Source organism: Acidovorax sp. SUPP2825 (genome assembly GCF_030158995.1).
GTDB lineage: Bacteria > Pseudomonadota > Gammaproteobacteria > Burkholderiales > Burkholderiaceae_C > Paracidovorax.
This window is the reverse complement of record NZ_BQXK01000043.1, coordinates 2501-5721: the sequence shown is the minus strand read 5'-3', so window position 1 is coordinate 5721 and position 3221 is coordinate 2501. Positions and strand designations below refer to the sequence as shown.

The 3221-nt window shown below is 50.7% G+C and carries 2 rRNA genes; both read right to left on the bottom strand.

The features are described from left to right. Positions 1 to 14: 14 nt before the first annotated feature. Positions 15 to 127: ribosomal RNA gene (rrf, locus tag AVAK2825_RS24450) — 5S ribosomal RNA — on the bottom strand. A 118-nt stretch (positions 128 to 245) separates the two neighbouring features. Beyond that, positions 246 to 3123 (bottom strand): 23S ribosomal RNA (locus AVAK2825_RS24445). Positions 3124 to 3221 lie beyond the last annotated feature (98 nt).

Genomic DNA, 3221 nt, shown 5'->3' with positions numbered 1-3221 from the left:
TTTGGGCTGTAAGAGCCTGACGATGACCTACTTTCACACGGGAACCCGCACTATCATCGGCGCAAAGTCGTTTCACTGTCCTGTTCGGGATGGGAAGGAGTGGGACCAACTTGCTATGGTCATCAGGCATAACTTGGAGCTACCTTGATGTGATCAAGGCGGCGAATTCATAGAGTTTGGAATCAGCTTGTATTTTGACTGCGTCACTTGGCATAACAACTTGATCGAATGGTGATCAAAGTTATAGGGTCAAGCCGCACGAGCAATTAGTATCAGTTAGCTTAACGCATTACTGCGCTTCCACACCTGACCTATCAACGTCCTGGTCTTGAACGACTCTTTAGGGGGCTCAAGGCCCCGGCAGATCTCATCTTGAAACGAGTTTCCCGCTTAGATGCTTTCAGCGGTTATCTCTTCCACACTTAGCTACTCGGCAATGCCACTGGCGTGACAACCGATACACCAGAGGTGTGTCCACTCCGGTCCTCTCGTACTAGGAGCAGGCTTCCTCAAATCTGCAGCGCCCACGGAAGATAGGGACCAAACTGTCTCACGACGTTTTAAACCCAGCTCACGTACCTCTTTAAATGGCGAACAGCCATACCCTTGGGACCGGCTACAGCCCCAGGATGAGATGAGCCGACATCGAGGTGCCAAACACCGCCGTCGATATGAACTCTTGGGCGGTATCAGCCTGTTATCCCCAGAGTACCTTTTATCCGTTGAGCGATGGCCCTTCCATACAGAACCACCGGATCACTATGTCCTGCTTTCGCATCTGCTCGACTTGTCAGTCTCGCAGTTAAGCACGCTTATGCCATTGCACTATTAGCACGATGTCCGACCGTACCTAGCGTACCTTCGAACTCCTCCGTTACGCTTTGGGAGGAGACCGCCCCAGTCAAACTGCCTACCATGCACTGTCCCCGATCCCGATAAGGGACCTAGGTTAGAACCTCAAACACACCAGGGTGGTATTTCAACGTTGGCTCCATGAGAACTAGCGTCCTCACTTCAAAGCCTCCCACCTATCCTACACAGATCTGTTCAAAGTCCAATACAAAGCTACAGTAAAGGTTCATGGGGTCTTTCCGTCTTTCCGCGGGGAGATTGCATCATCACAAACATTTCAACTTCGCTGAGTCTCAGGAGGAGACAGTGTGGCCATCGTTACGCCATTCGTGCAGGTCGGAACTTACCCGACAAGGAATTTCGCTACCTTAGGACCGTTATAGTTACGGCCGCCGTTTACTGGGACTTCAATCAAGAGCTTGCACCCCATCATTTAATCTTCCAGCACCGGGCAGGCGTCACACCCTATACGTCCACTTTCGTGTTTGCAGAGTGCTGTGTTTTTATTAAACAGTCGCAGCCACCGATTTTTTGCAACCCCTTTGGGCTCGCCTTGTACAGGTTCACCTACTTGGGGCATACCTTCTCCCGAAGTTACGGTATCAATTTGCCGAGTTCCTTCTCCTGAGTTCTCTCAAGCGCCTTAGAATACTCATCTCGCGCACCAGTGTCGGTTTGCGGTACGGTCGTGTGTAGCTGAAGCTTAGTGGCTTTTCCTGGAAGCAGGGTATCACTCACTTCGTCTGCAAGCAGACTCGTTATCACCCCTCATCTAAACCTGGCGGATTTGCCTACCAGGCACGACTACAGGCTTGAACCAACATATCCAACAGTTGGCTGAGCTAACCTTCTCCGTCCCCACATCGCACTACACATCGGTACAGGAATATTGACCTGTTTCCCATCAGCTACGCATCTCTGCCTCGCCTTAGGGGCCGACTCACTCTACGCCGATGAACGTTGCGTAGAAAACCTTGCGCTTACGGCGAGGGGGCTTTTCACCCCCTTTAACGCTACTCATGTCAGCATTCGCACTTCTGATACCTCCAGCATCCGTTACCAGACACCTTCACAGGCTTACAGAACGCTCTCCTACCACTCACAGTAAACTGTGAATCCGCAGCTTCGGTAACTGGCTTAGCCCCGTTACATCTTCCGCGCAGGACGACTCGATCAGTGAGCTATTACGCTTTCTTTAAATGATGGCTGCTTCTAAGCCAACATCCTGACTGTTTTAGCCTTCCCACTTCGTTTCCCACTTAGCCAATTTTAGGGACCTTAGCTGGCGGTCTGGGTTGTTTCCCTCTTGAGTCCGGACGTTAGCACCCGGTGCTCTGTCTCCCAAGCTGTACTCGTCGGTATTCGGAGTTTGCCTTGGTTTGGTAAGTCGCCATGACCCCCTAGCCAAAACAGTGCTCTACCCCCGACGGTAATACTTGAGGCACTACCTAAATAGTTTTCGGAGAGAACCAGCTATTTCCAAGTTTGTTTAGCCTTTCACCCCTATCCACAGCTCATCCGCTAGTTTTGCAACACTAGTCGGTTCGGACCTCCAGTACCTGTTACGGCACCTTCATCCTGGCCATGGATAGATCACTTGGTTTCGGGTCTACACCCAGCGACTGAACGCCCTATTCGGACTCGATTTCTCTACGGCTTCCCTATTCGGTTAACCTTGCCACTGAATGTAAGTCGCTGACCCATTATACAAAAGGTACGCAGTCACCCTTGCGGGCTCCTACTTTTTGTAAGCATGCGGTTTCAGGATCTATTTCACTCCCCTCCCGGGGTTCTTTTCGCCTTTCCCTCACGGTACTGGTTCACTATCGGTCGATTACGAGTATTTAGCCTTGGAGGATGGTCCCCCCATATTCAGACAAGGTTTCTCGTGCCCCGCCCTACTTTTCTCTAGCTTAGTACCACACGTCTGTTTTCGCATACAGGGCTATCACCTGCTATGGCTGGGCTTTCCATCCCATTTTGCTAACAGTCGTGCTATCACTAGAAGGCTCTTCCGATTTCGCTCGCCACTACTTTCGGAATCTCGGTTGATGTCTTTTCCTCGAGCTACTGAGATGTTTCAGTTCACCCGGTTCGCCTCGCATACCTATGTATTCAGTATGCGATACCTCTTGCGAGGTGGGTTTCCCCATTCAGAAATCTCCGGATCAAAGCTTATTTGCCAGCTCCCCGAAGCTTATCGCAGGCTATCACGTCTTTCGTCGCCTGTAATCGCCAAGGCATCCACCACATGCTCTTAGTCACTTGACCCTATAACTTTGACGTCTCTTTCAAAACATCTCCATTTTCCTTCAAGTACTTGCGAGGTCTTTCACCTCGCGCGTTATGCCGTAATGTGAATGTTTCTT